21 protein-coding genes are annotated in these 23306 nt (G+C 72.0%); 1 reads left to right on the top strand and 20 read right to left on the bottom strand.

Going from position 1 to position 23306, the window contains the following annotated elements:
• Window positions 1–27: 27 nt before the first annotated feature.
• The 7 genes from AB0903_RS03495 to AB0903_RS03465 form a co-directional block, all read right to left on the bottom strand.
• The gene (locus AB0903_RS03495) at window positions 28–621 is read right to left on the bottom strand and encodes an ATP/GTP-binding protein (RefSeq protein ID WP_366698541.1); all 594 of its coding nucleotides are present in this window, start codon (window positions 619–621) and stop codon (window positions 28–30) included.
• A complete protein-coding gene (locus AB0903_RS03490; RefSeq protein ID WP_366698539.1) occupies window positions 602–976 on the bottom strand; it encodes a DUF742 domain-containing protein in 375 nt (124 codons plus the stop codon). Before AB0903_RS03490 ends, AB0903_RS03495 begins: the two co-directional genes overlap by 20 nt.
• Window positions 969–1400, bottom strand: coding sequence for a roadblock/LC7 domain-containing protein (locus AB0903_RS03485; RefSeq protein WP_366698537.1), 432 nt, complete (start codon window positions 1398–1400; stop codon window positions 969–971). Before AB0903_RS03485 ends, AB0903_RS03490 begins: the two co-directional genes overlap by 8 nt.
• 13 nt (window positions 1401–1413) lie before the next feature.
• Window positions 1414–3906, bottom strand: coding sequence for a nitrate- and nitrite sensing domain-containing protein (locus AB0903_RS03480; RefSeq protein ID WP_366698535.1), 2493 nt, complete (start codon window positions 3904–3906; stop codon window positions 1414–1416).
• Between the two features lie 295 nt (window positions 3907–4201).
• The gene (locus AB0903_RS03475; RefSeq protein WP_366698533.1) at window positions 4202–5386 is read right to left on the bottom strand and encodes an FAD-dependent monooxygenase; all 1185 of its coding nucleotides are present in this window, start codon (window positions 5384–5386) and stop codon (window positions 4202–4204) included.
• A gap of 87 nt (window positions 5387–5473) precedes the next feature.
• The gene (locus AB0903_RS03470; protein ID WP_366698531.1) at window positions 5474–7039 is read right to left on the bottom strand and encodes an amino acid adenylation domain-containing protein; all 1566 of its coding nucleotides are present in this window, start codon (window positions 7037–7039) and stop codon (window positions 5474–5476) included.
• Window positions 7036–8997, bottom strand: a complete 1962-nt coding sequence (locus AB0903_RS03465) for a beta-ketoacyl synthase N-terminal-like domain-containing protein (protein ID WP_366698529.1) — start codon at window positions 8995–8997, stop codon at window positions 7036–7038. The genes AB0903_RS03470 and AB0903_RS03465 overlap by 4 nt, the downstream gene beginning before the upstream one ends.
• Window positions 8998–9825: 828 nt before the next feature.
• Here AB0903_RS03465 and AB0903_RS03460 point away from each other — a divergent pair.
• Window positions 9826–10845, top strand: a complete 1020-nt coding sequence (locus tag AB0903_RS03460; RefSeq protein WP_366698527.1) for a GAF domain-containing protein — start codon at window positions 9826–9828, stop codon at window positions 10843–10845.
• Window positions 10846–10928: 83 nt separating this feature from the next.
• Here the strand turns inward: AB0903_RS03460 and AB0903_RS03455 are convergent, their stop codons facing one another.
• The 13 genes from AB0903_RS03455 to AB0903_RS03395 form a co-directional block, all read right to left on the bottom strand.
• Window positions 10929–11375, bottom strand: coding sequence for a nitroreductase family deazaflavin-dependent oxidoreductase (locus tag AB0903_RS03455; RefSeq protein ID WP_366698525.1), 447 nt, complete (start codon window positions 11373–11375; stop codon window positions 10929–10931).
• A gap of 82 nt (window positions 11376–11457) precedes the next feature.
• Entirely contained in the window at window positions 11458–11652 is a 195-nt protein-coding gene (locus AB0903_RS03450) for a hypothetical protein (RefSeq protein ID WP_366698523.1), read from the bottom strand.
• Window positions 11653–11908: 256 nt separating this feature from the next.
• Entirely contained in the window at window positions 11909–12580 is a 672-nt protein-coding gene (locus AB0903_RS03445; protein WP_366698521.1) for an ATP-binding cassette domain-containing protein, read from the bottom strand.
• The gene (locus AB0903_RS03440; protein ID WP_366698832.1) at window positions 12564–13472 is read right to left on the bottom strand and encodes an ABC transporter ATP-binding protein; all 909 of its coding nucleotides are present in this window, start codon (window positions 13470–13472) and stop codon (window positions 12564–12566) included. The genes AB0903_RS03445 and AB0903_RS03440 overlap by 17 nt, the downstream gene beginning before the upstream one ends.
• Before the next feature lie 119 nt (window positions 13473–13591).
• Window positions 13592–14458, bottom strand: coding sequence for an ABC transporter permease (locus AB0903_RS03435; RefSeq protein WP_366698519.1), 867 nt, complete (start codon window positions 14456–14458; stop codon window positions 13592–13594).
• Window positions 14451–15443: an ABC transporter permease gene (locus tag AB0903_RS03430; RefSeq protein ID WP_366698830.1), complete on the bottom strand. Its 993-nt coding sequence runs from the start codon at window positions 15441–15443 to the stop codon at window positions 14451–14453. Before AB0903_RS03430 ends, AB0903_RS03435 begins: the two co-directional genes overlap by 8 nt.
• Window positions 15440–17035 carry an ABC transporter substrate-binding protein gene (locus AB0903_RS03425; RefSeq protein WP_366698517.1) on the bottom strand — a complete coding sequence of 532 codons (1596 nt, stop codon included), beginning with the start codon at window positions 17033–17035 and terminating at the stop codon, window positions 15440–15442. The genes AB0903_RS03430 and AB0903_RS03425 overlap by 4 nt, the downstream gene beginning before the upstream one ends.
• A 107-nt stretch (window positions 17036–17142) precedes the next feature.
• On the bottom strand, window positions 17143–18216 hold the full coding sequence (locus AB0903_RS03420) for an acyl-CoA dehydrogenase family protein (RefSeq protein WP_366698515.1): 1074 nt from the start codon (window positions 18214–18216) through the stop codon (window positions 17143–17145).
• Window positions 18213–19400: an acyl-CoA dehydrogenase family protein gene (locus tag AB0903_RS03415; protein ID WP_366698513.1), complete on the bottom strand. Its 1188-nt coding sequence runs from the start codon at window positions 19398–19400 to the stop codon at window positions 18213–18215. Before AB0903_RS03415 ends, AB0903_RS03420 begins: the two co-directional genes overlap by 4 nt.
• A complete protein-coding gene (locus AB0903_RS03410) occupies window positions 19397–20365 on the bottom strand; it encodes an NADPH:quinone oxidoreductase family protein (protein ID WP_366698511.1) in 969 nt (322 codons plus the stop codon). The genes AB0903_RS03415 and AB0903_RS03410 overlap by 4 nt, the downstream gene beginning before the upstream one ends.
• 78 nt (window positions 20366–20443) lie before the next feature.
• Window positions 20444–21058, bottom strand: a complete 615-nt coding sequence (locus tag AB0903_RS03405; RefSeq protein ID WP_366698509.1) for an XRE family transcriptional regulator — start codon at window positions 21056–21058, stop codon at window positions 20444–20446.
• A 61-nt stretch (window positions 21059–21119) separates the two neighbouring features.
• A complete protein-coding gene (locus AB0903_RS03400; protein WP_366698507.1) occupies window positions 21120–21866 on the bottom strand; it encodes a PIG-L family deacetylase in 747 nt (248 codons plus the stop codon).
• 32 nt (window positions 21867–21898) lie between these two features.
• The gene (locus AB0903_RS03395; protein ID WP_366698505.1) at window positions 21899–23197 is read right to left on the bottom strand and encodes an alpha/beta fold hydrolase; all 1299 of its coding nucleotides are present in this window, start codon (window positions 23195–23197) and stop codon (window positions 21899–21901) included.
• Window positions 23198–23306: the final 109 nt, after the last annotated feature.

The following is a 23306-nucleotide window of genomic DNA, read 5'->3' as shown; positions in this document are numbered from 1 at the left end:
GACGTGCGGCGGACGGCGGCCCGGTCGTCAGCGGCCGGCCGGTGTCATCCGGGCGAACGCCTGCGCCCTCGCCGCTTCCAAAAGGGCGAGCAGCACCGTCTTGCTGGAGTTGCGGTCACGGACGTCGCACAGCATGACGGGTGTGGCGGGATCGAGGGCCAGCGCGGACCGTACTTCCTGGGCGGTGCACTCGCGCCTGCCGTCGAAGCAGTTGACACCCACCGCGAAGGGGATCTGACGCTCCTCGAAGAAGTCCACAGAGGCGAACGAGGCGTCCAGCCGCCGGGTGTCGGCCAGGACCACGGCGCCCAGCGCGCCCAGCGCCAAGTCGTCCCACATGAACCAGAAGCGGTCCTGGCCGGGGGTGCCGAACAGGTAGAGCACCAGCTGGGGGGAGACGGTGATGCGGCCGAAGTCCATGGCGACGGTGGTCGAGTGCTTGCCCTCCACACCCGCCAGGTCGTCGATCCCGTAGCTGGCCTCGGTGATGCGTTCCTCGGTCTCCAGGGGAGGCACCTCGCTGACCGAGCCGACCATGGTGGTCTTGCCCACGCCGAAGCCGCCCGCGATGAGGATCTTCAGAGCCGTCGGCATGACCGGCTCAGAGCTGGCGGATAGCATCCATCACCCTTTCGATGAGTTCCACGCTCGGCTTCTCCGACTCGTCGGGCGGGGACTGGACCAGGATCAACGAGGAGTTCAGCAGGTCCCCGCAGAGGACTTTCACCACGCTGACCGGCAAATCCAGGTGGGCGGCGATCTCCGCCACCGCCACCGCGCGATCCCGGCAGATCTCCAGGATCTCGGCGGATTCCGGCTCCAGCGGCTCGTGCCCCCCGTCTTCCAGGGACCTGGTGACGACCAGCGTGATCAGCGCGAAGGCATGCTGGCTGTGGCGGGTACGGCCGCCGGTGATGGCGTACGGCCGGACATGGCGTCCGGCCCCTTCGTCGTCGGACCACGGTGCCTCAGGCATCCTGGATATGACCGTGGAAGGAAGCCTGCACGCGAGGCGCGGCGCTGAGGTACTTGCCCACCTGCTTGACGAGCGTGCCCATCTCGAACGCCATCATCCCGACATCCACTTCCTCCGAGGCGATCGCGGCCAGCCTCGCGCCCCGGCCCGCCGCGGTGACGAACAGGAACGCCCTGTCCATCTGGATGACCGTCTGCTGCACCTCGCCGCCGTGGAAGTGGCGCGCGGCGCCGCGGGCGAGGCTGTGCATGCCCGACCCGACCGCCGACAGATGCTCGGCGTCGTCCCGGCCGAGGCCCTTCGATTTGCCGATGAGAAGGCCGTCCCCGGACAGGACGATGGCGCAGCGGATCTCGGGGATCTGCTCGACGAGGCTGTCCAGCAGCCAGTCCAGCTGGGGAGTGGCTCTTACCTGCTCAGTCATTACTGTCTTTCCCTCACAGTGAGTTGGTGCTGCGGTCGGGCGACTCCGCCTGACCGTCCGCACCAGCCGACTCGTCGGTGTCCGAGATCCGGGCCCGCTTCATTCCCTGCTGGATGGCCATCATGGTGCGGGCCGATTCGCCGGGAGAAAGGCCGCCGCTCTCGTCCTCGGGGGCCTCGCCCGCCGCCTGCGCGGCCTCTTTGCGCAACTGCTGCGCGAGACTGGCACCCCGGGTGCGCTGCGGCAGCACGCGAGGAGTCGTCAGGGGCGACGAGCCGTCCCGGGGGTCCGTGTGGGCGGGCGGCCCGGGAGGCGCGGGCTCAGGATCGGGATGCCCCTGCGGCGGCGTCCACTCGGGAGCGGGAGCGGGGTGCGGAGCGGGCGCCGGGGCCCGGACCGGAGCGGGGCCCGGGGCGGCCCCGGGGCCGTGCCCGGAGGCAGACGGGTGAGCGGATACGGCCGGCAACAGACCTGCACCTCCGTACTCGGGGTACCCCTGGGGGTCGTGGGTCCTGCCCTGCACGGCGGTGGCTGCGCCGCCTCCCGCCATGGCGGGCGCCCGGACCTCGGCGTGGATCTCCGGCGCGGCGGGCACGGCGGGCGCTTCAGGCTCCGCGGCCGCTGATCTGAGGTGCTCCATCAGTGGGGAGTCCTGCTCCTCGAGGAGTGCCGCCGGCACGAGCACGATCGCGAGCGTCCCGCCGTAGACGGATTCGCGCAGTTCCACCTTGATCCTGTGCCGCTCCGCGAGCCTGGCCACCACGAAGTGGCCGAGCCGCGGGTCCTCGCCCAGGGTCATCATGTCGAGCTTGGGCGGGTCCACCAGCAGCCGGTTGGCCCGGGCGCGGTGTTCCTCCGGCATCCCGAGACCATGGTCCTCGACATGGAGCGCCAGTCCCCTGGCGACCTTCGTCGCGCTGACGAACACCTGGGTGTCGGGCGGTGAGAAGTTGGTGCCGTTCTCGATGAGTTCCGCCAGCAGGTGGGTGACGTCGGCGACGGCCCGGCCGGCGAGGGATACCCGCCGTTCCGGCGGGAGGTTCTTCACCTTGACCCGGGTGTAGTGCTCGGTCTCCGCCACGGCGCTGCGCATCACGTCGGTGATGGAGACCGGGGCGGTCATCCGCCGGGTGGGCGGCGAGCCGCCGAGGATCACCAGGTTCTCCGAGTGGCGCCGCACACGGGTGGCGAGGTGGTCGACCCGGAAGATGTCCTTCAGCAGGTCCGAGTCCTCATGCTTGCGCTCGAGGTCGTCCAGGAGCGAGATGAGGCGGTGGATCAGGGTCTGGGTACGGCGGATGAGCTTGGCGAACACCTTCTCCGTACCCTCGCGGCCGAGGGACTGGCGGGCCGCGGTGTCCGCGGCGACACGCGCCAGCTGCTCGATCGCCGCGTCGAGCCGCCCCAGTTCGTCACCGGCGGGCTGCCCCTGTGCGGGCAGCGCGACCGGGTCGACCGGTTCGCCCCGCTCGAGCCGGGCCAGTACCTCGGGCAGCCGGCTGCCCGCCAGGTCCTCGGCCTTGTGCTGCAGCTCCGCGAGGCGTCCGAGCACGGAGCGCCGTACACGCAGGGCCAGCACCGCGACGAGTCCCAGGGCCGCCGCGGTGCCGGCGCTCCCGAGAGCAACACCGAGCACGAGGCCGTCGGCGCGGTCAGACCCGATGCCGGCCAGGTCCTCGAGGAAGGCGGAGTTCAGGCCCTGCAGGTCCTTGACAAGGCTGCCGGCGTCGTCCGGCCAGGCCGTGGCCTTGTCGGGCAGCTCACTGTCGCGGTCGGCGGCCACCGCGTCCTCGAGCGACGCCAGCGCCTTCCACGACGGGCTGCCGGTGAGGTCCTCGTAGACGGCGGCGCCGTCCGACGGGAGGTCGGACGCGTGCAGACCCTCCGCGGCCTCCCGCCGAAGGGCCGTGTACTGGCCGAACCGGGTGCGGTCCGCGGTGGCCATCCTGCCGGACGGCAGGGCACCGGAGATCATCGCGTCCTCACGCGAGAGCATCTCCGTGACCTGCACCAGGGAGGCCGCGGCGGCGACACTGTTGACGACGGCCCCGCCCTCGGTCCGGGTCGCGGCGGAGAGCACCCCCGCCGCGTCGGCGACGGTGTCGGTGAAGTACTGGAAGGCGTCGGTGACGGAGAGGCTGCGCGCGTCGATCGACTTACGGCGCTCGGCCAGCTTGCCGAGCGCCTTGTCGAGCGCCGTGGCGCGGCTCTTCAGCGCGGCGGTGTCGAGCCCGGACGGCGAGACGCGGCGGTAGTCCTCGATCGCGGCGTCGGTCCTGCCCCGGGCACTGTCCAGGACGGCGCGGGAGGCCGGGGTGCGGTCGGCCTGCCAGACGGCGGTGAGGCGGCGTTCGTCCTGCAGGCTCGACAGCACACCGTGCGCGGGCTGCCCGACGGAGACGAGCCGGTCCACGTCGGCGCCGACCTGCATCCGCTCGTCGACGAGCCCGGTCGCCGTGTAGCCCCACAGTCCGGTGAGGCACAGGGCCGGGACGACAAAGGGCACGGCGAACGACGTGCGGAGAGATCTGCGCGGGGCGGACCTGTGAGTTGTCCGCTGGTCGCGGGTGCCTGGCATCTGATTCCTCATACGCAGCGAAACACACCACTCATGGCAGTAAGGGACGATTCAATGTCCAAGTGCCCCTCACACTCAGTATCCTGACGGATAGTCACACAAGGCGGCGGGGCGGTTGAACCGTACCAGGATCATGCCGCGCCTTCACCCGCGCCCTTCGGCCGGATGGATCTTGCCGTCCCCGGCGTGCCCGGGCACGCCGGGACGGACCGGGGCGAGCAGGTCACAGCAGCGACAGCAGCTTCGGGGTGTAGAGGGCTCCGGCGGTCCCGATGCCCGCGACCATGTCGAAGTAGATCGCCGTCAGCTCCGGGTCCTTGCTCACCGCCCGCAGCAACGACAGACGCTGTTCGTGGGGGGCCAGTTGCGCCGCCGACAGCGTGGCCTGATACCCCGCGGCGAGGGATCTGTCACGCTCGTCCGCATAGTTCCGCAGCGCCTCGTCGAGCTTGCCGGGGTCGCCGCCGAGCCGACCGGCCACCTGCCCTGCCAGCGCTTCGGCCTGAAGGAACGCGTCGCTGATACCGCGCGCGGTGATCGAGTCCTTGTGGTGCCCCGCGTCGCCCACCAGGACCCAGCCGGGGCCGGTCGCCTGCCGGAAGAAGTTCTGCTGGTCACCGGTTCCGCGCAGCCGCTCGACGCGTCGTTTGCCGTCGAGCCGGTCGTACAGGGCCGGGGCGGTGGCCCGGACCTGCCGGAGATGGGCGGCGTGCGGGTCGGTCCGCACTTCGTCGAACCGGGACTGCGGGAAGTACGCCAGGACGAGCGTCGCCCCGTTGTTGGTGGGCACGGCGGCGACCCAGCTGCCTGGGCTCTCATAGAGCTCGAGGGTGGCCGGCACGTCCTCCCAGTAGCCGTAGTACGCACAGGTCAGCCGGGAATCCCTGGTCGTGAAGGCCGCCTTGGCGAGTCTCGCGACGGTGGAGCGCATACCGTCGGCTCCGATCACGAGGGGCGCCCGCTCGGTGAACGGGCGGCCGCCGTGGGTGCCCTCCACGCCGACGACGCGTCCTGAGTCGTCGTGCAGGAGCCGCGTCACAGAGGACCGTTCGCGGAAGTCGACCCCGGCGGCGACGGCCGCGTCCACCAGGACGGCGTCCAGCACGTGCCGCCGGGGGGCGTAACCGGCCCGCTGGCCCTCGACTCCCCGGCCGCAGCCTTCGAGGCGGATGTCGGCCACCTCATAGACCGCGCGGTCCAGGGGCGGACATCCGGTGGCACGTACGGCGTCGAGCACTCCCCAGCGGGCGAGCGCGGCCACGCCTGGCTGGTGGACGAGATGGGTGGAGAGGGTGTCGGAGGGGAAACCCGCGCGGTCGAGCATCAGCACCCGGTGCCCCGCTCGGGCGAGCAGCATGGCCGTGGGAGCTCCGGCGCAGCGCGCCCCTACCACGATGGCGTCGAACATGGACGTGCGTACCTCACAGACGTGGGGAGGAACGGGGGACCGGGACGGCACGTGCGCCGCAGGCGTGCGCACCGTCCGTCGCGCGGTTCAGCGGCTGCTCCCGAGCCGGGCGAGCAGGGCGTGCCGGTCGATCTTGCCGTTCGCGTTGAGCGGCAGTTCCTCGAGCGTGACGATCCGGCGGGGCAGCATGTAGGGCGGCAGCCGCTCGCTCAGTGCGGAGTACAACCGCTGGTCCACGCATCCGGTGCCGCTCACCGCGGCCTCGAGCTCCGGTTCGCCGTCGGACGCCTGGACCGCGAGCACGACCGCGTCGCGCACGCCCGGCTGCTCCCTCAGCGTGGCCTCGATCTCGCCCAGTTCGATCCGGTGACCGCGGATCTTGACCTGGTGGTCGGTCCGGCCCAGATGCACCAGGTGCCCGTCGTGCATGGCCGCCCGGTCCCCGGTGCGGTACCAGTGCTTCTCGGTCAGCGGCAGGTCCGCGCTGTCGGCGGCCGCGGCCGCGCCGCCGCCGGAAGGCAGGAACCGGCCGGCGTTGTTCGCCGGGTCCAGGTAGCCCGGGAAGCGCTGCGGACCTCGGACGTACAGCTCGCCCGCCTCGGAGGGCCGGCCGTCGTCGTCCAGCAGCAGGATGTCCAGCGTCGGGTAACCGGTCCCGATCGGAACCGTTCCGTTGGCCGTGCGGGGCCAGTCCGCCCGGTGGCGGGGCAGCCGGTAGGCGGTGCAGGAGATGGTGAGTTCGGTGGGCCCGTACAACACCTCCAGGGCGCTGTCCGGCGCAGCCGTCTGCCACTCCGCCGCGGCGGCCAGGGTCAGCGGCTCACCGCCGAAGACACTCCAGCGCAGCGTGGGCATGCTGCCCGGTTCGAGGGTGCCGAGGCGGGACGCGAAGGCGATCAGCGACGGCACGGAGAACCAGTGGGTGAGCCGCAGGGCGTTGATCGTCCTGACGGGTGACAGGAGCTGGCTGCGCTTCGGGACGACGAGGGTGCCGCCGGACGCCCACGCGACGAACAGGTCGTGCACCGAGCCGTCGAAGGTGAGGTCGAAGGTCTGGGAGAGGCGGCTGCCCGGACCGATGCCGTACCGGGAGGCGACATGGCCGAGGTAGGAGCAGAGGTTGGCCTGCGAGACGGGAACGCCCTTGGGGGCACCCGTCGACCCGGACGTGAAGATGATGTACGCGATGTCGTCCGGACGGGTCTTCGGGTCCGGCAGTCCGTCCGGCGGTCCGCCCGGCGCCCCGGCCGCAGAGGGGGGCGGCTCACCGGGGCCCAGCACGAGCAGCGGCACCCCGGGGTCGGCGTCGGCCGCGGAGGGGTCGGCGAGCACCAGTTCCAGGCCCGCGGTCTCGGCGATACGGGCCGTACGGGCGGGCGGATGCTCCGGGTTGAGGGGGACGACGGCGGCACCCGTCCGCAGAACGGCCAGGTAGCCGGCGTACGCGGTCACCGAACGGCTCGCGAGCAGCCCCACCCTCCGGGGCGCCACACCGCCGTTGAACGCGACGAGCCGGGTGGCGATGCGTTCGGCCAGCTCGCGCAGTTGGCGGTAGGTCAGCTGCTCCTCGCCCACTTCCAGGGCGGTGCAGTCGTCCCCGAAGGCGGTGGCGGAACGTTCGAACCAGCCGTACACGGTCTGGGGGTCGCTCATGGCGTGTGCGCCTCCATCGCCTGGATCCACCGGCGCAGCGCGCCGACCGTGCGCAGCCCGCCCAGTTCCTCGGGGTCGACCTCGCGGCCGGTCTGCTCGGACAGCTCCACCATGATCCGCAGCTTCGCGAGCGAGTCGATCCCGACGTCGACGAGTGTCGAGTCGTCGTCGAAGGAGGTGCGTGCGTGCTCGCGCAGCACCCACTCCGCGAGGTCGCCCGTGCGCTCCTCCCGCTCGTCGTCGGGCCAGTAGCGTTTGGTCTGCCAGGGGTAGCGGGGCAGCGGGACGAAGCGGCCGGCCTCGCCGGACAGCGCCTGCCAGTCGATCGTGCCGCTCTCGCGGTAGCGGTCCGCGGCCTCGGCCAGCTTCTTGGGTGTCCCCTTGCGCCGCGTCGTCCCTGCGGGCCCGTCGAGCGCAGCGGCCATCTCCTCGTGCGACGACGCGACGACGGCCAGGCGGTGTTCATGGTGCTGACGGCGGGTGGCCGCGCTGTAGCAGATGTCCCGGAGGCAGAACGCGGCGCCGGGCCCGTCCGGTCCGAGGTACTCCGCCCAGGAACGGCGGAGCGCGGCGAGGGCGTCGGGTGTACGGGCGGAGAGCGTCAGCAGGTACGGCTTGCCGGCCGGCTCCGCCGTGGCGGCGCCGGGCCGGGGTCCGCCCTGGCGGATCACCACGTGTGCGTTCAGGGAAGAGGAGCCCTGCCCGGACACCCCCGCGCGATGCGGCCGGCCGTGGTCGGGCAGGTCGTGGAGCTTCTCCGGCACCTGCACGGGCAGGTCGTCCCAGGCGACCCTGGGGGTCGCGGTGTCGAGATGCAGACTCGCCGGGACCTGGCCGTGCTCCAGGCACAGCACGGCCTTGATCAGCCCGGCGATACCGCCCGCGGCCTCCGCGTGGCCGATGTTGGTCTTGACGGAGCCGACGAGCAGCGGCCGGTCCGACGGCCGGTCCTCGCCCAGCACTTCACCGAGCGCGCTGATCTCCAGTGCGTCGAGCACCGGGGAGCCGGAGCCGTGCGCCTCCACGTAGTCCACCTGGGCCGGTGGCACACCGGCGTCCTCGTACGCCCACCGGAGGACCTCGACCTGCCCGGTCCGCGAGGGGTTGAGCACCGAGTCGCTGGTGCGTCCGTCGTTGCCGACCGCGCTGCCTTCGATGACGGCCCGGACCGGGTCACCGTCGGCCAGGGCGTCGGCGAGGCGCTTGAGGACGACGACGCCCACCGCGTCGCCGGGGGTGTGGCCGTCGGCGCCCGCGTCGGCGAACTTGCTCCGGCCGTCGGCGGCCAGGGCCCCGGCCTGCGTCATCATGACGCCCTCGTCGGGGCGGAGGGTGAGGTTCACCCCGGCGACGACGGCCAGGGGGCTCTCCCCTGCGCGCAGGCTCTGCACCGCGCTGTGCACCGCCACGAGCGACGAGGAACAGGCCGTGTCGATCAGGACGCTCGGACCCCGCAGGTCGAAGAAGTAGGACAGGCGTGCGGGGAGCAGGGAGCGGTAGTTGTTCAGCTGCGAGGCGGTCACCGCCTGCAGACCCTGGCGGAAGCGGATCTCCAGGTAGTCGCCGCGCGCGTTGCCGACGAAGACCCCGGTCCGTGTGCCCGCCAGTTCGTCGGGACGTCGGCCCGCGTCCTCCAGCGCGTCCCAGGCCGTCATGAGCAGCAGCCGCTGCTGCGGGTCGAGTTCGAGCGCCTCGGTGGGCGACATCCCGAAGAACTCGGCGTCGAAGTCGGCCATGTCGGCCAGGTAGCCGGCCCGTCGGCTGCCGATCATCCCCGGGCCCGGCCGTTCGGAGTGCAGGGCGTCCACGTCGTAGCGATCAGGAGGTGTCTCGCTCGTGGCGTCCACACCGTTGCGCAGCAGCTCCCACAGCTCGTCGGGCCCGTCGGCGCCGGGCAGCCTGCAGGCCATGCCGATCACCGCGACCGACCGTGCGTCGACGTCGTCCGTCCTGTTCATCAGACCACTCCTTAGATGCTTCGCTTCGTGATGCCGATGCACGAACGCGCTGTTCACATGGCTCCATGAGGGTTCCGGGTCGAACGGCGGCCGGCCCGTCCTCCAGGGCGGTGGCCGCTGCCGCGCGCGCGGCCGTGCCGGCCGGGACGGCACGGCTCACCCGGTGTGACGAACTCCGGCGTCGTGCTGCCGGGTTCGGTACCGGCACGGGGGTCCGGCCTGTCGCGGACTCTCACGGACAGGCAGCACAGGCGCTCACGGACGGCGGGGACGGCGCCGGGCCCGCGGCTCGAGGTGCTGTCCATAAGGACGCCACCGTGCGGCGGGCGGGACGCCGTGCCACGGTGCACGGCGCAGGCGGACAGGCCGCACGGGAGAGCCCCCGGGCCATGCCCAGCGGGGCCGGGGCCGCATCCATGCGGCCCGGAGAAGGACGGCTCCCCCGCGTGGCGTCGAGCGGGACACGGCCGACGGCAGGACTGTACTGCCCGTGCCCGCGGCAGTGTCCCTGCTGTCCGAACCGCACCTGCCCCACTGCCCGTTCCCCTCCCCACGGCCCCGCGGCGCCGTCCGCCGCATCGATACCCACCGCACGATTGTCATATGTAAAACCGCCGCGACCGATTCCGGTTGATGAATTGGCGGGAAGTGATCGCCGGAGGTCGAAATCCCGCCCGATTCAGGCGGAATGCACGATTCGAGCTACGGGAAGACCGTCACGTGCACGACCTCCGCCCTGCCTCGCGGCCACGCGCTTCTCCCCAGCGGAGCGGAAAAGAACGAACTTGGTTAGTGCCCGGTACCACTGATCTGGTTTCATCTGGTCGCATGGACCCCCTGACACCCGATCAGACCCGGCACGCCGGCGAGCAGCGCAGGCTCCGGTTGCAGGTCCTCGGCCTCAACACCGTTGAGGCCGAGGCCACGTTCGACCGTGTGGCACGGCTGGCGGCGAGCTTCACCCAGTCGCCCCTCGCCATGGTCAACTTCATCAACGACGAACGGCAGATGTTCCGCGGCATGTACGTGCCGCCGAACTCCCCCGACGGTGCCACCGACACCGAAGGCCGAGGCATCGTCTTCGACCTCAGCGACATAGCCCGCGAGGCACCCAACGACTACGGCTTCTGCCCCCACGTGGTCGCCCAGGGGTCCCAGCTGGCCTTGGACGATGTCTTCGACTACCCCCGGTTCCGGGGCAACGCCCTGGTCAACGACATGGGCGTGCGTTCCTACCTGGGAACACCGCTGCGGGACAACACCGGCATGATCCTCGGCACGGTGTGCGTGGCCGACATGGTCGCCCGCACCTGGGACCGCAAGATCAAGGAGGGGATGCAGGAACTCACCGAGACCCTGCTGTCCGAGTTCAAGCTACGGGACAGCCTGCTCGCCCAGCAGAGCGAGCTGTTCGCCGTCTTCGACGGTGCGCCCTTCCCCATCATGCTCACCGAGGGGCCGCACCATCTGCTGCGCTACGCCAACGGCAAACAGGGCGCCGCCTTCGGCATGGTCCCCCAGTTCAGCCCCGGGCGGCAGGTCCTGCCCGGTCTCGACTCCGTCGGAGTCTTCAACGCGATGGACGAGGCTTTCCACACCGGCCGCACCACCACACTCCCCCATGCGGCGATCACCACCTACGACTCGGCCACGCCGCAGGCGTTCAGCTTCCTCTGCACCCCCGTGCGGACATCGCCGACCGCACCGGTCAGCGGAGTGCTGACGGTCGCCATGAACAGTCACGAGACATATCCCGCGGCAGAGCAGCGGGTGTTCGCGGCCAACGTCCAGGAGCGGTTCGAACAGCTGGGTACCAACGGCTTCGGCAACGCGGTCCCCGGCCGGTAGCCAGGACCTTCCCGTACCCGGCCGGTAGCCCGGCCCCCGTGCCGGGGACCGGTACGCCCGCCGGCGTACCGGTCCCCGGTCTTTCAGCGGTCCCGGTCCGGTACCTCGGCGACGAAGACGGGGATCTCGCGGTCCGTCTTCTTCTGGTAGTCGTCGTAGTCGGGGTACGCCTCGACCGCGCGCCCCCACCACAGGGCCTTCTCCTCGCCCGTCACCTCACGCACCGTCATGTCCCTGCGGACCGGGCCGTCCTGGAGCTCGATCTGCGGGTGGGCCATCAGGTTGTAGTACCAGACCGGATGCCGGTCCGAACCTCCCAGGGAGGCGACCAGCGCATAGGCTCCCGCGTGTTCCACCCGCATCACCGGGGTCTTGCGGATCTTGCCGCTCTTGGCGCCGCGGCTGGTGAGGACGACGACGGGCATGCCACGCATCGTCGTCCCGCTCCTCCCGCCCGAACTCTCGTACTCCTCCACCTGTTCGCGCACCCAGGCTTCGGGGCTCGGCTCGTACTCACCCTCAAGAGGCATCGCTCGCGTCCCATCGTTGTCGCTCGACAGCCGGTCGCGGACCGGCACGCCTGTGCTGCTTCCCGCCTTGCCGCCGTGCCAATCAGGGCCTGAGGCTTCCCACCACGTTGGCCGTGGCCGCGATGCCCTCGTGGATCGTCGGCGCCATGCTGGTGCCGGCCAGGAAGAAGCCGAGCAGCGCGCACACCACCGCATGGCTCATCTTCAGCCCACCGCTGCGCAGGAAGATCGCTGCGAGCACCAGCAGGAGCAGCACCACCGAGATCGAAATGGCCATCGCCAACCTCCTTCGCCGCGCCGGAATTGCGGCATTCGGCGGCCAGTCTGGCGCAGCGGAGGTCCCGTACGGCCGACTGGCGTGTCCGCCGTACGGGTCTACCTCGCGAAGTCGACGGTTGCGGCCGGCCGCCGGCACGGTGACCTCCGCGCTCCAGGGCCGGGAGGACACCGGTGAGTACCCGGCGGCCGGAGCCCGACCGGCAGGGCGGCGACGAGAGTCCGGCCGCCCGTCATGTGCCGTACCCGACGGCGGCTCATCCCTCCGCGACCGCGGACCAGTCGACGGTCCGGTCGCACCAGCGGTTCAGCAGGACGTGGTCGTGGCCGACGGCAAGGAGACCGGCGCCGTGCTCACGGCGGTAGTCCTCGATGACGGCCACCAGCGCGGCGGTCGTCGAGGCGTCGAGCATGGCCGTCATCTCGTCGCAGACGAGCCAGCGCGGACGCAGCACCAGCGCCCGTGCGAGACAGGCGCGTTGGAGCTGGCCGTCACTGACTTCGTGCGGTCGCCGGCCGAGGAGTTCGCCGGTGAGACCGACGGCCGCGGCGGGCCCCTCGGCGCGGGCGGCGGCGTCGGACCGCTGGTGGCCCGTGGCGCGCAGGGGTTCCGCGATCAGCTCGCGCAGCGACAGCCGCGGGTCGGCGGACAGCCGCGGCTGCTGGAACACCACGCCGACGGCGGTGCGCAGCGCGCGCGGTGCGCGGTGGCGCCAGCCGTCTCCCGGATTCACGGAGGCGCCGTCCAGCACGACGCGGCCGGCGTCGGGCCGGTGCAACAGCGCCGCGACCCTGGCGAGGGTGGACTTGCCGCAGCCGCTGGGGCCGAGCAGCCCGACCGCCTCGCCGGGGGCGATGGTCAGGGAGGCACCGCGTACGACGGGCCTGCGGCGGTCGTAACCGGCGGTGATGTCACACAGTTCGAACACGCTGCGGCTCCTCGGCGTGATGGCAGGCGGCGCCGTCGGTGAGGCGGGGAAGCGCGGTGCACGCGTCGTCGGCCCGGTCGCAGCGTGGCGCGAAGGCACAGCCGGCGGGAAGATCGCCCAGCTCGGGCGGCAGCCCGGGGATCGGGGTGAACTCCCGCTCCGGCAGCGCGTTCAACAGACCGCGGGCGTACGGGTGGCGCGGCCCGGGGCCGCCGAAGAAGTCGCCGGCGGCGGTGAGTTCGACGATCCGCCCCGCGTACATGACGGCGACCCGGTCGGCGATGCGCTCCGCGGCCGCGAGGTCGTGGGTGATGAGCAGCAGCGCGCGCCCTTCGTCCGCGTGACGGCGCAGCTCGTCGGCGGTGTGGTCGACGAGTGCGCGGTCCAGGCCGGTGGTCGGCTCGTCGGCGAGCAGCAGCGGCGCGTCACCGACGAGCGCGATGGCGGTGGCGGCGCGCTGCGCGAGCCCGCCGGAGAGTTCGTGCGGGTAGCGGTCGAGGTGGTCGGCGGGGAACGCGGCGCGTTCTGCCGCCGCCGTGGCCGCCTCGCGTGCCGCGGGGCCGCGCAGCCCGGTCAGGGTCCTCACGGTCTCGGCGAGTTGGGCGCCGACGGTGCGCACCGGGGTGAGATGGGCCGCGGGACTCTGCGGGACCAGTCCGACGAGGCGGCCCCTGACGGTGCGGGCGAGGGTGCGTTCGTCGGCGCCGAGCAGCTCGACGCCGCCGACGACGGCCGAACCGGCGGTCTGGGCGTTGGCGGGCAGCAGTCCGAGGAGCGCGGAGGCGAGGACGGACTTGCCGCAGCCGCTCTCGCCGACGAGCGCGAGGCACTCACCGGCCGCGAGGTCGAAGGAGACGTCGCTGACGGCGGACACATGCCGGCCGTCGCGCATCCGGAAGCGCGCCGACAGCCCGCGCACGGCCAGCACGTTGGGTGTCGCGTCGGCAGCCGCGTCGGGGCCGTCCGCACCGGAAACGGCCGTCGCGGGCCCGGTGGCGTCGGATCTCGGGCTCACAGCATCAGCTCCGATCGGCGGCGGGGGTTGATCCGTTCGCGCCACGCGCCGGCCAGGCCGGCCACGGCGAGGGTGGGGACGATCAGGAACAGGCCGGGGAAGAGTGTCGGCCACCAGTCGCCGGCGAGCAGGGAACCGCGGGCCGACTGCACCAGGTTGCCCAGACTGGCCTGGTGCGTGGGCAGTCCGAGGCCCAGGAACGAGAGCGCCGACTCGTGCCACATGGCGTGCGGCACCATCAGCACGGCCGCGAGCCCCGCCTGCGGGAGCACCCCGGGCAGCAGATGCCGTACGGTCACCCGCCACCGGCTCGCGCCACCGCTGATCGCCGCGTCGACGTACGGACGTGAGCGCAGCGACAGCACCTCGGAGCGGACGATCCGGGCCGTGGACAGCCAGTGCGTGAGCGCGACGGACACGATCACCGGCCACACCCCGGGCCGGAACATGGCCACGATGAAGATGCCGAGCAGCAGGTGCGGCACGGAGGAGAAGGTGTCGACCAGCCGCATCAGCACCCGGTCCGTCCAGCCGCCCGCCACGGCGGCCGCCGCGCCCACCACCGTGCCGATCACAGTGGCGACCAGGGCCGCCACCAGCCCGACGAGCAGCGAGACGCGCAGCCCGTAGACGCAGCGCAGCAGCAGGTCGCGGCCGACGTCGTCGGTGCCGAACGGGTGGGCGAGAGACGGCGGTCGCAGCTTCATCGACAGGTCGACGGCCTGCTGGTCGAGCTGGACGAGCGGCGGTACGAGCAGTACCGCCAGCGCCACCGCCGCGACGGTCACGGCGGAGACCGTGATACGCACGGTCCGGGTGGAGCGGCGCGTACGGCCGTGGGACTTCCAGGCGAGGTCAGCCATCGAAACCCACCCTCGGGTCGGCCAGTCCGTAGAGCAGGTCGGACAGCAGGTTGCCGAGCAGCACGGCCGCCGTCGCGAGGACGGTGAGCGCGGCGAGCAGCGGGAAGTCGACGGAGATGGCGGCCTGCACCGTGGCGGCGGCGATGCCGGGCCAGCTGAAGACGGTCTCCACGAGCAGTGCTCCGGTGATGAGTTCGGGTACGCGGGAGCCGACGAGGGTGAGCATCGGCAGCATCCCGGAGCGCAGCGCATGGCCGACGAGGACGGTGCGCTCGCCCAGGCCGCGGGCGCGGGCGCCGCGTACCGGGTCCTCGTCGAGGGCGTCGCCCACCCCCTGGCGCACGTACAGGAAGAACCACGGCAGCTGGCTGACACCGAGGACCGCGGCGGGGAGGACGAGATGGGTGGCGACCTGGCCGAAGGTCACGGTGTCGGACGCGGTGTCGGTGAGGCCGCCGGCCGGCAGCACGCCGAGTTCGAGCGCGAAGAACCAGATGGCGAGGAGTCCCAGCCAGAACGCCGGCGCGGCCTCCAGGGTGTAGGCGAGAGAGCTGACGCACCGGTCGAGGTACCCGCCGCGGCGGCGGGCGGCGAGCACGCCGAGGGCGGTGCCGAGCACGATGGCCAGCGCGAAGGCGGTGGCGGCGAGCAGTACGGACCAGCCGATGCGCTCGGCGACGACGTCGGCGACGGGCTGCCGCATGACGCTGGAGTCGCCGAGGTCGCCCGTCAGCGCGCCGGTCAGCCAGTCCCACCAGCGGGTGACCAGCGGCTGGTCCACCCCGAGATTGGCCCGGATCTGGTCGAGGTTCTCCTGCGAGGCGGTGAGCCCGGCGGCTCCGGTGTACGCCTTGACGGGGTCGAAGGGGGAGGCGGCTGCGACGGCGAAGACCGCGAACGTCACGGTGAGGAGCACCGGGACGGCGAACAGGGCCCGCCGTCCCGTCATCCGCGCCATCGCCCCGAGGGGCAGGGCGCGGATCACTTCTTCGGCGTCCAGTCCTCGACGTTCCACCAGGGGCCGGAGGCCAGTCCGTGGTCGTGCGGCTCGACCTGGGTGCTCAGGCCGTCCCACTTGTCGTTCACGACGTAGACGTGGTCGATGTGGGTGAGGAAGGTGTAGCCGGGGTTCTTGACCAGTTCGCGCTGGACGGTGTCGTACGCGGCCTTGCGTTCGGCCTCGTCGCCGCTGCGGCGGCCGGTCTCGAGGGCCTTGTCGACGGCCGGGTTGTCGTACCAGGCCATGTTGTTGAAGCCGTCGCCGGCGAGGGAGGACGTGAGCAGCAGGTACTGGTCGAAGTCGGGGTCGCCGGGCGCGCCGCCGCCGGCGAGCACCGCGTCGTGCTTCATGCGCGGTTCGATGACCTCCCAGGTGCCTGCCTTGGTCGTGATGTCGATGCCGGCCTTCTTGGCGTCGGACGCGTAGGCGAGGGCGTGGTCCTGGCGGAGCTTGTCGCCGGTGACGTACCAGAGCGGGAAGGCGGCACGGACACCGTTCTTGACGCGGATGCCGTCCTGGCCGGGCTTCCAGCCCGCCTCGTCGAGGATCTTCTTCGCCCCGGCGAGGTCGTGGCGGCGCTCGGTGCCCTCGGTGAACCACTCGCTGTCGGTGGGGACGGGTCCGTAGGCGGGCTTGCCCGCGCCCTCGAGGATGCTGTCCACGATGGCCTGCCGGTCGACGGCGATGTCCAGCGCCCGGCGCACCGCGGTGTCGCCGGTGACCTTGTTGCGGGTCGGCAGGGTGACGGTGCGGTAGTCGTAAGTGGTGGCCTCGTACGTCTTCTTGCCCGGCTCGTTCTCGAAGCCCCGCGCGAGGTTGGGCGGCAGGATGGCGCCGTCGAGGTCGCCTGCGCGCAGCCGGGTGGCGCGGACGTCGTCGTCCTTGATGATCGCCATGGTGAACTTCTTCACCGCGGGCGCGCCGCCCCAGTAGTCCGGGTTGGCCTGGAAGCTGATCTTCTCGCCCTTGGACCAGCCGGTGAGGACGTACGGCCCGGTGCCGACCGGCTTCGTGGTGAACGGGCCGGTGTTGACGTCCTGCTCTCCCGCGATGTGCTTCGGAGCGATGGGGAGCACGGTGCGCTGGGCGAACGGCGCGTAGGGGTACTTGAGGGTGAAGACCACGGTGTCGTCGCCGACGGCCTTGACGTCCTTGACGGCGTCGAGTTCGGTCCGGGACGCGTTGTTGGTCTTCTTGTCGAGGATGGTCCGGTAGGTGAAGACGACGTCCTCCGCGGCGAACGGATGGCCGTCGCTGAACTTCACACCCTGGCGGAGCTTGTAGGTGTAGGTGAGGCCGTCGGCGCTGACCTCCGGAAGCCCGGCCGCGAGCGCGGGCCGCAGCTTCATGTCCCGGTCGAAGGCAAGCAGCCCGTCGAAGATCTTGGAGTTGCCGTCCTTGCCGTATCCGAGCAGCGGGCTGAGGCTGTCGGGTTCGTAGGCGATGCCGACGACCGCCGAGTCCTTCGCCGTGGCACCGCCGGCGCCGCCGCCCGGGGCGGAGCAGGCCGCCGCACCGAGGGTCAGCGCGGCGGCCATGGCCGCGGCGGCCGCAGCCCGTATCGATCGGCCCGTCATACGTGTACACCCCTGTTGAAGATCAGCCGTTATTGCAAACAGATCGCAATTAAACCGCATGTAAAGGATGCGACGGAACCAGGGGTGTTACGGCATGACCAGGCGCCCTACGGCGCCCGCAGGTCGACGAGGCCGGCGAGCACCTCCTTGTGGCGTCCCGGCGTGCCCAGGGCGATCTCGTCGGCCTTGGCGCGCTTGAGGTACAGATGAGCCGGATGTTCCCAGGTCATGCCGATGCCGCCGTGCAACTGCACGCACTCCTCCGCCGCGTGGACCGCGACCCGTGAGCAGTACGCCTGGGCGACGGCCACCGAGAGCGGGGTTTCCGGGCTGCCGGTCGCCAGTGCGTCCGCGGCGGAGCGGGCCGCGGCCCGCGCGGAGACGACCTCGAGCCAGAGCTGCGCCATGCGGTGCTTGAGCGCCTGGAACGAGCCGATCGGGCGGTTGAACTGGTGGCGTTCGCCGGTGTGCCGGACCGTCTCCTGAAGACACCATTCGGCGAGGCCGAGTTGTTCGGAGGCGAGCAGTCCGGCCCCGGCGAGCAGCCCCCGGCGCACCGCCGCCTCGCCCGCCGCCGCGCCGGCGAGAAGCGTCCCGCCGTCCGGGGCGGTCACCGCCGCGAGCGGCCGGGTGAGGTCGAGCGGGGTCAGCGCCTCGATCGCGGCCTGCGCCGCCTCGACCGCGTACAGGCCGTCGGCCCGCGGAACCAGCAGCACATCGGCGCTCGCGGCGTCCGCGACGCCGGTGATGCGGCCGCCTCCGTCGGGCAGCGGGCCGCCGGGTGCCGTGGTCAGCGGCACCGCGAGCACCGCCGTGCGGCGGCCCTCCGCCAGTGCGCCGAGCAGTCCGGACACCGCCTCCGTCTCCGTCCCGAGGCCCAGCAGCACCTCGGTGGCGATGACCGAGCTGGTGAGGTACGGCGCGGCGACGACGCCGCGGCCAAGCTCCTCCAGCACGACCGCGGCCTCACGGTGGCTCGCGCCCTGGCCGCCGAGCTTCTCGGGTACGAGCAGACCGGCGGCGCCCATCTCGGCCGCGAGCGACGTCCACCACCGCGGGTCGTGGGGGGAGCCGGCCTCGGCGCGTACGGCGAGGGCCGTGGTGTCGCCGCGGGCGGCGACGAGGGACCGTACGGCGGCGCGCAGGTCCTCCTCGGTCTCCGAGTAGAGCAGATCCGTCATCGCGCGAGGTCCTTCCAGGCGACGTCCTTGTCGTTGCGCGGCTCGGAGGGCAGCCCGAGGACACGCTCTGCGACGATGTTCAGCAGCACCTCGGTGGTGCCGCCCTCGATCGAGTTGCCCTTGGACCGCAGATAGCGGTACCCGGCCTCGCGGCCGGTGAAGTCCACCAGCTCGGGCCGGCGCATGGTCCAGTCGTCGTACAGCAGCCCCTCCCCGCCCAGCAGTTCGACCTCCAGGCCGCTGATCTCCTGGTTGAGGCGGGCGAAGGCGAGTTTCATCGCACTGCCCTCCGGGCCCGGCTGGCCGGCGACGAGCTGCTGGCGCAGCCGCTCCCCCGCGAGCCGGGAGACCTCGGCCTCGACCCACAGGGTGAGCAGCCGCTGGTGCAGGTCGTGGGTGCGCAGCTCGGGCCGTTCGCGCCAGGTCCGCGAGACCGGGCCGATCATGCCGCCCTCGCGGGGCAGCCGCATGCCGCCGATGGCGACGCGTTCGTTGTTCAGCGTGGTCTGGGCGACCTTCCAGCCCTCGCCGACCTCGCCGAGACGGTGGGCGTCGGGGATACGGACCTCGGTGAGGAAGACCTCGTTGAACTCGGCCTCGCCGGTGATCTGGCGCAGCGGCCGGACCTCCACACCCGGATCGGTCATGTCGCAGACGAAGTAGGTGATGCCCCGGTGCTTGGGCAGGTCGGGGTCGGTGCGGGCGATGAGGATGGCCCAGCGGGCGACGTGCGCACTGGAGGTCCACACCTTCTGGCCGGTGACGATCCAGTCTCCGGTGTCGCCGTCGCGGACGGCGCGGGTGCCGAGCGCCGCGAGGTCGGAGCCGGCTCCGGGCTCGCTGAACAGCTGGCACCACACCTCCTCGCCGATCCACAGGGGGCGCAGGAAGCGTTCCTTGACCTCCTGGGAGCCGTACTTGAGGATCGTCGGCGCGGCCATGCCGAGGCCGATGCCGATGCGGCGGGGGTCGTTGTCGGGTGCGCCCGCGGCGGCGAGTTCCGCATCGACGACGGCTTGCAGGGCGCGGGGGGCGTCGAGCCCGCCGAGGCCCTTCGGGAAGTGGACCCAGGCCAGGCCCGCGTCGAAGCGCGCCTTGAGGAAGCCGGTGCGGTCGGTGGTGGCCGGCGGATGGTCGGCCAGCAGCTTCCGGGTCAGGTCGAGGAGTCCGGCGGCGTCCGTCATCGGCCGGCTCCGTCCGGGACGACGACCAGGCGGCCCGTGGTGGTGCCGTCGGCGACACGCTGCACGGCGCCGGCGGCGTCCTTGAAGGCGACCCGCTCGCTGATGAGCGGCTTGATCAGGCCCTTGGCCGCGTAGTCGGTGAGTGTCCGGTGGCAGCGGCCGATGGAGGCCGGGTCCTTGGTGGCGTACAGGCCCCAGTGCAGACCCATGATCGAGTAGTTCTTGACCAGCGCGTGGTTGAGCGCGGGGGCCGGAATGTCGCCGCTGGCGAAGCCGACGACGACGATACGGCCCTCGAAGGCCACGCACTTGGCCGACTTGGCGTAGGCGTCCCCGCCGACCGGGTCGTAGATCACGTCCGCGCCGCGCCCACCGGTCGCCTCCTTCACGGCGGCGACGATGTCGTCGGCGCGGCGGTCGATGACGACGTCGCAGCCGAGTTCACGGGCGACGGCGGCCTTCTCGGCACCGCCGGCGACGCCGATCACCCGGGCTCCGGCGGCCTTGCCGAGCTGTACGGCGGCGCTGCCGACCCCGCCGGCGGCGGCGTGGACGAGGAGGGTCTCGCCCTCCCGGAGCGCGGCTCTGCGGTGCAGCCCGAACCAGCCCGTCTGATAGCCGATGTGCATCGCGGCGGCCTCGGCGTCGTCGAGCGACTCGGGCGCGGGAAGCACGGCGGCGGCATCGGCGACCACGTACTCGGCGAGCCCGCCGCCCGGCAGGACGGGGTTGGCGATGACGCGGCGGCCGTCCTCGGTTTCGCCGCAGATCTCCACCCCCGGAGTGAACGGCAGCGGGGGCCGCACCTGGTACTGCCCGCGGCAGAGCAGGGCGTCCGGGAAGTTGATGTTCGCGGCACGGACCTTCAGCAGGAGCTGCCCATCGCCGGGCGCCGGGTGGTCGACCTCTTCGAGCCGCATCACCTCGCTCGGCTCGCCGTTGCGGTGCACTTGCCATGCCTGCATCTCGGGGCCTCCCACACGTAGGGCAGTACTGCGCTCTGCCCGCATACTAAGCGGTCGCTTGCTTCGCCGGGAAGCCCCTCAGGCACCCTTCGGCCTGGCCCGCACGTGCATCCGCTCACCCTGCGGGCCGAACAGGCTCAGGAACTCGACCGGCTTGTCGTCGGCGCAGCCGAACCAGTGCGGCACCCGGGTGTCGAACTCCGCCGCCTCCCCCGCGGCCAGCACCACGTCGTGGTCACCGAGCACCACCCGCAGCCGGCCGGAGAGGACGTACATCCACTCGTACCCCTCATGGGTGCGGGGGTCCGGCTCCTCGCCGTAGACCTGGTGGACCACTTTGTACGCCTGGAGCCCGCCGGGCCGCGCCGTGAGCGGGTACATCGTCCGGCCGCCACGGACGATGGGCTTGGCGCGCACCCGCGGATCGCCGACCGGCGGCGCGCCGACCAGTTCGTCCAGCGGGACCTGGTGGGCACGGGCGATCGGCAGCAGCAGTTCCAGACTGGGGCGCCTGCCGCCGGACTCCAGCCTCGAGAGGGTGCTCACGGAGATGCCGGTCGCCTCCGAGAGCGCACCCAGGGTGGCTCCCCGCTCCCGCCGGATCCGGCGGAGGCGGGGGCCCACCTCGTTCAGCACGGCGTCGAGCCGCGCCTCTTCGTGCCCGTCGCGTTGGCCGTGCTGGTCGTCACTCATCCTTCCATTGCAGAAACAGCATCGTGGTTTGTCAAATGAGCAATCCCCAAGAGCCGGGGGCTCAGCGCGGGAAGAGTTCGAACATGACGGCGGGACGGCCGCCGAATCGGGGCGCCGCCCTCTCCGCCATGCCGGTGAGGAAACCCCGGCAGTACTCCTCCGGGTCCTGGTCCGTCAGACCCTCGATGTAGAGCCGGTGCTCCAGCAGCGAGGCCACCGACCGGTCGAGCCCGGGGCCCGCGTCGACCGCGTGGGTGGGGCTCGCCGACCCCGCGACGGCCACCCAGCGCACGCCGTCCCACGGCTGAAGGCCCTGCTCGGAGATCAGCTCGGGAAAGATCCAGCGGTTGGCCGCGTCGGCTGCCGCATCGAGCGTCGCCCGGCCGACCGCGCGGTGGTCGGGCGTGTTCCAGGCCGTACCGCCCCAGGTGTCACGGTGGTTGAGCGTGATCACCAGCTCCGGCCGGTGCCGGCGGACGGCCGCGGCGATGTCCCGCCGCAGCGCGGTCCCGTACTCGATCACGCCGTCCTCGTGATCCAGGAACTCCACGGTGGAGACACCGACCACGGCCGCACTGGCCCGCTGCTCCCGCTCGCGCAGCGGCGCGCACTCCTCGGGGGCGATGCCGTCGATCCCGGCCTCGCCGCGCGTGGCCAGCAGATAGGCGACGTCACGGCCCTCGTCGGTCCATAGCGCGACGGCGGCCGCGCAGCCGTACTCGAGGTCGTCGGGGTGGGCGACGACCGCGAGCGCGCGCTGCCAGTCGGCGGGCATCTCCTGGAGCTGTTCGGTCTTCGGATCAGTCATGTCCCGCAGGATACGTATGACCTGACCCCGTGTCAGAGCTCCTGCCGGGCGAGCGCCAGCAGGCGGTCCAGCACCCGGGGCCCGCTCGCCCGCACCCCGTCGTGCTCGTACTCGTCGGTGACCCAGGTCCGCAGGCCCCGCACGGCGCGCGCGGTGCGCAGCGAGTCGGCGGTGTCGACGTACATGTCGTCGTGGTAGACGGCCGCCGCGGCGGGCACCTCGTTGGTCGCGAGCCGCACGGGATCGTAGAGCCGCGCCCAGTCGGTGCGGGCGGCCAGCAGTTCGGCACACTCGCGCAGCGGGCGCAGAGCCGGGTCCACCTCGAAGTGCCAGGGGTGGATGGTCTCGCCCGTGAAAAGCACCGGCTCGTCGCCCGCGAGCGCCGTCACCGCGTCGAACTCCGGGAATTCGGCGCGCACCCGCTCGGCCGCCCAGTCCGTCGGCCTGCTGCCCTGGGCGTAGATGACCTCGTGAAGCACCGCGTACAGCGGGTGGCCGGCGAAGGAGAGGACGGGCCGTACGCCTTCCTGGAAGGCGTCGGAGAGTTCGTGGCCCGACGCGGTGCGCACGAAGGCGTTCTCCAGCAGGTAGTGCAGCTGGTGGCTGCCGTCCTGGCCGCCCAGCAGGATGCCGAGGGACTGGAACGCCTCCACGGTGAGGGTGTAGCCGCCGGGCAGCCGCGCCGGCCGCTCGGCGAGGTGGGCGGCGATGCGCCGGGCGCGCTCCACGTCCTGCGGATAGCGGGCGTAATGGGCCTCGGCCTTGCGGCGGATACGGGGGTAGGCGGCCCGGTAGACGTCGTCGGCGTGGGCGTCGAGGGACGGCAGCCCGCCGGTGATCAGGACGGTGTCGAGCCCCTCGGGCGCGGCCGAGAGATAGTGGGTGGCGCAGAAGCCGCCGAAGCTCTGGCCGAGCACCGTCCACGGCGCTCCGCCGGTGAGCCGCCGTCGGACGCTCTCGCAGTCGCGGACGATGCTGTCGGCGCGGAAGAGCGCGAGGTGGTCCGCCTGCGCCGCCGGCCCGCCCCGCTGCGGAAGCGTCTGTCTGCTCCGGGGTGTGGAGCGCCCGGTGCCGCGCTGGTCGAGCAGGAGTACGCGGAAGTCCTGCACGGCCCTCCCGAGCCAGGCCGGCTTTCCGACGAAGCGGCGCACCGCGTTGCCCGGGCCTCCTTCCAAGTACACCAGCCACGGCCGGAACCCGTCCGCTTGGGACGCGGAGACGACCTCACGGCCGTAGAGCTCGATCTGCTCACCCGCCGGGTCGTCATGGTCGAGCGGGACGGTGAAGTGGTGGTCGGTGAGGACCACTCCCGGCTGTCGGTAGCTGGCCACTGCTGCTCCTGTCCTGATGCGCCCCCGCCGGTCCAGTGGATCACAGCGGCCGGGCGAGGACGCGCACAGAAGCAAGATCAGCCGGTGGCGGCGCGGTCGGCGGTACGCG

The sequence above is a fragment of the Streptomyces sp. NPDC048389 genome (assembly GCF_040706335.1).
Lineage (GTDB): Bacteria > Actinomycetota > Actinomycetes > Streptomycetales > Streptomycetaceae > Streptomyces.
This window is presented reverse-complemented; position numbering and strand designations above follow the sequence as displayed.

Coding starts and splice junctions, on each gene's coding strand:
- AB0903_RS03495 (WP_366698541.1), bottom strand. CDS start 621: ATGCTATCCGCCAGCTCTGAGCCGGTCATGCCGACGGCTCTGAAGATC.
- AB0903_RS03490 (WP_366698539.1), bottom strand. CDS start 976: ATGCCTGAGGCACCGTGGTCCGACGACGAAGGGGCCGGACGCCATGTC.
- AB0903_RS03485 (WP_366698537.1), bottom strand. CDS start 1,400: ATGACTGAGCAGGTAAGAGCCACTCCCCAGCTGGACTGGCTGCTGGAC.
- AB0903_RS03475 (WP_366698533.1), bottom strand. CDS start 5,386: ATGTTCGACGCCATCGTGGTAGGGGCGCGCTGCGCCGGAGCTCCCACG.
- AB0903_RS03470 (WP_366698531.1), bottom strand. CDS start 7,039: ATGAGCGACCCCCAGACCGTGTACGGCTGGTTCGAACGTTCCGCCACC.
- AB0903_RS03465 (WP_366698529.1), bottom strand. CDS start 8,997: ATGAACAGGACGGACGACGTCGACGCACGGTCGGTCGCGGTGATCGGC.
- AB0903_RS03460 (WP_366698527.1), top strand. CDS start 9,826: ATGGACCCCCTGACACCCGATCAGACCCGGCACGCCGGCGAGCAGCGC.
- AB0903_RS03455 (WP_366698525.1), bottom strand. CDS start 11,375: ATGCCTCTTGAGGGTGAGTACGAGCCGAGCCCCGAAGCCTGGGTGCGC.
- AB0903_RS03450 (WP_366698523.1), bottom strand. CDS start 11,652: ATGGCCATTTCGATCTCGGTGGTGCTGCTCCTGCTGGTGCTCGCAGCG.
- AB0903_RS03440 (WP_366698832.1), bottom strand. CDS start 13,472: ATGCGCGACGGCCGGCATGTGTCCGCCGTCAGCGACGTCTCCTTCGAC.
- AB0903_RS03435 (WP_366698519.1), bottom strand. CDS start 14,458: ATGGCTGACCTCGCCTGGAAGTCCCACGGCCGTACGCGCCGCTCCACC.
- AB0903_RS03425 (WP_366698517.1), bottom strand. CDS start 17,035: ATGACGGGCCGATCGATACGGGCTGCGGCCGCCGCGGCCATGGCCGCC.
- AB0903_RS03420 (WP_366698515.1), bottom strand. CDS start 18,216: ATGACGGATCTGCTCTACTCGGAGACCGAGGAGGACCTGCGCGCCGCC.
- AB0903_RS03415 (WP_366698513.1), bottom strand. CDS start 19,400: ATGACGGACGCCGCCGGACTCCTCGACCTGACCCGGAAGCTGCTGGCC.
- AB0903_RS03410 (WP_366698511.1), bottom strand. CDS start 20,365: ATGCAGGCATGGCAAGTGCACCGCAACGGCGAGCCGAGCGAGGTGATG.
- AB0903_RS03405 (WP_366698509.1), bottom strand. CDS start 21,058: ATGAGTGACGACCAGCACGGCCAACGCGACGGGCACGAAGAGGCGCGG.
- AB0903_RS03400 (WP_366698507.1), bottom strand. CDS start 21,866: ATGACTGATCCGAAGACCGAACAGCTCCAGGAGATGCCCGCCGACTGG.